At 55.8% G+C, this 3264-nt stretch carries 2 rRNA genes; both read left to right on the top strand.

The annotated features are described in order from the left end of the window. Positions 1-116: 116 nt before the first annotated feature. Positions 117-3007, top strand: a 23S ribosomal RNA gene (locus I0P70_RS21155). Positions 3008-3145: 138 nt separating this feature from the next. After that, positions 3146-3257 (top strand): 5S ribosomal RNA (gene rrf / locus I0P70_RS21160). Positions 3258-3264 lie beyond the last annotated feature (7 nt).

Here is a 3264-nt window from a genome sequence, read left to right on the forward strand (position 1 = left end):
GAGAAGTTCTTTGACATGATGGGAGAGAGAAAAACAAAGACATTATAAGGTAAGACTGCCTGGAAGTAATTCTAGTGCAGCCCAAGAAGCGGGCCGGCGGTAGCAATACCACCGGCGAGAACGCAGAGAAGGGCGCATGGGGGATGCCTAGGCTCTCAGAGGCGATGAAGGACGCGACAAGCTGCGAAAAGCCGCGGGGATCGGCACATACGATGTGATCCGCGGATGTCCGAATGGGGCAACCCACTTGGTTGAAGACCAAGTACCCGAAAGGGGGCGAACCCGGGGAACTGAAACATCTAAGTACCCGGAGGAAGAGAAAATAACAATGATTCCGCAAGTAGTGGCGAGCGAACGCGGAAGAGCCCAAACCGATCCTGTCACGGCAGGGCCGGGGTTGTAGGACCACGCCGTGGGACCAAGTATTGAAGCGTAACAGCCTGGGAAGGCTGGCCGGAGAAGGTGACAGCCCTTTGCGCGTAAGCTGCTTGGCCCTAGTGGTATCCTGAGTAGGGCGGGACCGGAGAAATCCCGCCTGAATCCAGCGGCACCATCCGCTAAGGCTAAATACTCCTGAGAGACCGATAGTGAACCAGTACCGTGAGGGAAAGGTGAAAAGTACCCTGAATAAGGGGGTGAAACAGATCCTGAAACCATGCGCCTACAAGCGGTCGGAGCCCATTCGTTGGGTGACGGCGTGCCTTTTGCATAATGAGCCTACGAGTTACTCCTCTCTGGCAAGGTTAAGTGCTTTGAAGCACGGAGCCGCAGCGAAAGCGAGTCTGAACAGGGCGCACAGTCAGAGGGGGTAGACGCGAAACTTTGTGATCTACCCATGGGCAGGATGAAGGTTGGGTAAAACCAACTGGAGGTCCGAACCAGTTTACGTTGAAAAGTATTTGGATGACCTGTGGGTAGGGGTGAAAGGCCAATCAAACTGAGAAATAGCTCGTACTCCCCGAAATGCCTTTAGGGGCAGCGTCGCGGTCGAGTCATATGGAGGTAGAGCTACCGATAGGACTAGGGGGAGTCAAATCCTACCGAATCCTGACGAACTCCGAATGCCATTTGATATACGCGGCAGTGAGGCGCGGGGTGCTAAGGTCCCGCGCCGAGAGGGAAAGAACCCAGACCGCCAGCTAAGGTCCCTAAATTCGCGCTAAGTTGAACAAAGGGGGTCCAGTTGCCTAGACAGCCAGGATGTTGGCTTGGAAGCAGCCACTCATTTAAAGAGTGCGTAACAGCTCACTGGTCGAGCGACAGGGCATCGATAATAATCGGGCATCAAGCGTGGTACCGAAGCTGCGGATTGTATTATATACACTGGTAGGGGAGCATTCCAGGGGCGACGAAGGTATTCCGGCAAGGAGTGCTGGAGCGCCTGGAAAAGCAAATGTAGGCATAAGTAACGATAATGCGGGCGAGAAACCCGCACACCGAAAGACCCAGGTTTCCTGATCAACGCTAATCGGATCAGGGTTAGTCGGGACCTAAGGCCGAGGCGAAAGCGCAGGTCGATGGACAGCTGGTTAATATTCCAGCACCGGCTATGCATAGCGATGCGGTGACGGAGAAGTGAAAGGACCGCGCACTGACGGAATAGTGCGTTGAAGGCCGTAGGTATTGGTTGGGTAGTGAAGTACGCCCGACTAGCTGAAAGCCGATAGTACCCCAAGGCCTCGGCCGCGGGGATAGCGTCCCTAAGCAGGCTCCCTAGAAAACCCGCTAAGCGTTTAAATGCATGGCCGCCCGTACCGCAAACCGACACAGGTGGTCGAGGAGAGAATCCTAAGGTGCTCGAGTGAATCACGGCCAAGGAACTCGGCAAAATGGCCCTGTAACTTCGGGAGAAGGGGCGCTTCCTCCAGCGATGGAGAAGCCGCAGTGAAAAGGCCCAGGCGACTGTTTAACAAAAACACATGGCTTTGCAAAATCGAGAGATGACGTATAAGGCCTGACACCTGCCCGGTGCCGGAAGGTTAAGAGGGGGGGTTAGCCGCAAGGCGAAGCTCTGAATCGAAGCCCCGGTAAACGGCGGCCGTAACTATAACGGTCCTAAGGTAGCGAAATTCCTTGTCGGGTAAGTTCCGACCTGCACGAATGGTGTAACGATCTGGGCGCTGTCTCAGCCGTGAGCTCGGTGAAATTGTAGTCTCGGTGAAGATGCCGAGTACCCGCAACGGGACGGAAAGACCCCATGAACCTTTACTATAGCTTAGCATTGACGCTGGGTAACTCATGTGTAGGATAGGCCGGAGAATGTGAAGCGGCGTCGCCAGGCGTCGTGGATTCTTCCTTGAAATACGGCCCTTGAGTTGCTTGGCGCCTAACTCATCAAAGATGAGGACCGTGCTTGGTGGGTAGTTTGACTGGGGTGGTCGCCTCCAAAACAATAACGGAGGCTTTCAAAGGTTCCCTCAGCACGCTTGGTAACCGTGCGCAGAGCGCAATAGCAGAAGGGAGCTTGACTGTGAGGCCCACAAGCCGAGCAGGGCCGAAAGGCGGATATAGTGATCCGGTGGTTCCGCATGGAAGGGCCATCGCTCAAAGGATAAAAGGTACTCTGGGGATAACAGGCTGATCTCCCCCAAGAGCTCATATCGACGGGGAGGTTTGGCACCTCGATGTCGGCTCGTCACGTCCTGGGGCTGGAGAAGGTCCCAAGGGTTCGGCTGTTCGCCGATTAAAGTGGCACGCGAGCTGGGTTCAGAACGTCGTGAGACAGTTCGGTCCCTATCTGTTGTGGGCGTCGGAGATTTGAGGGGTTCTGTCCTTAGTACGAGAGGACCGGGATGGACGAGCCTCTGGTGGACCTGTTGTGGCGCCAGCCGCAGCGCAGGGTAGCTACGCTCGGACGGGATAAGCGCTGAAAGCATCTAAGTGCGAAACCCGCCCCAAGATGAGATCTCCCTTAAGGGCCGTCAGAGACGATGACGTTGATAGGCCGCAGGTGTAAAGGCAGAGATGTCAAAGCCGAGCGGTACTAATTGCCCGAGCGCGTTCCCAAAGCACGCACCGTGCGACCGGCCCAAAGCCGGCCCGCCCCTTGGCCCTACAATGCCCAGCGCTTTTTTCTCTCCCAACTAGTCAAAACACATAGAACTTACACATAGCCATCACGCTCGCATAACAGCCGAGCAAAGAGAATGGCGGCTATGGCGCCGGTGAGCACCTCTTCCCATCCCGAACAGAGAAGTTAAGCCCGGCTGCGCCGATGGTACTGGGGTCACACCCGGGAGAGTAGGTGGCCGCCAACCCCAACAA

The organism is Pontibacter sp. FD36 (assembly GCF_015686655.1).
In the GTDB taxonomy this organism is placed as follows: Bacteria; Bacteroidota; Bacteroidia; order Cytophagales; family Hymenobacteraceae; genus Pontibacter.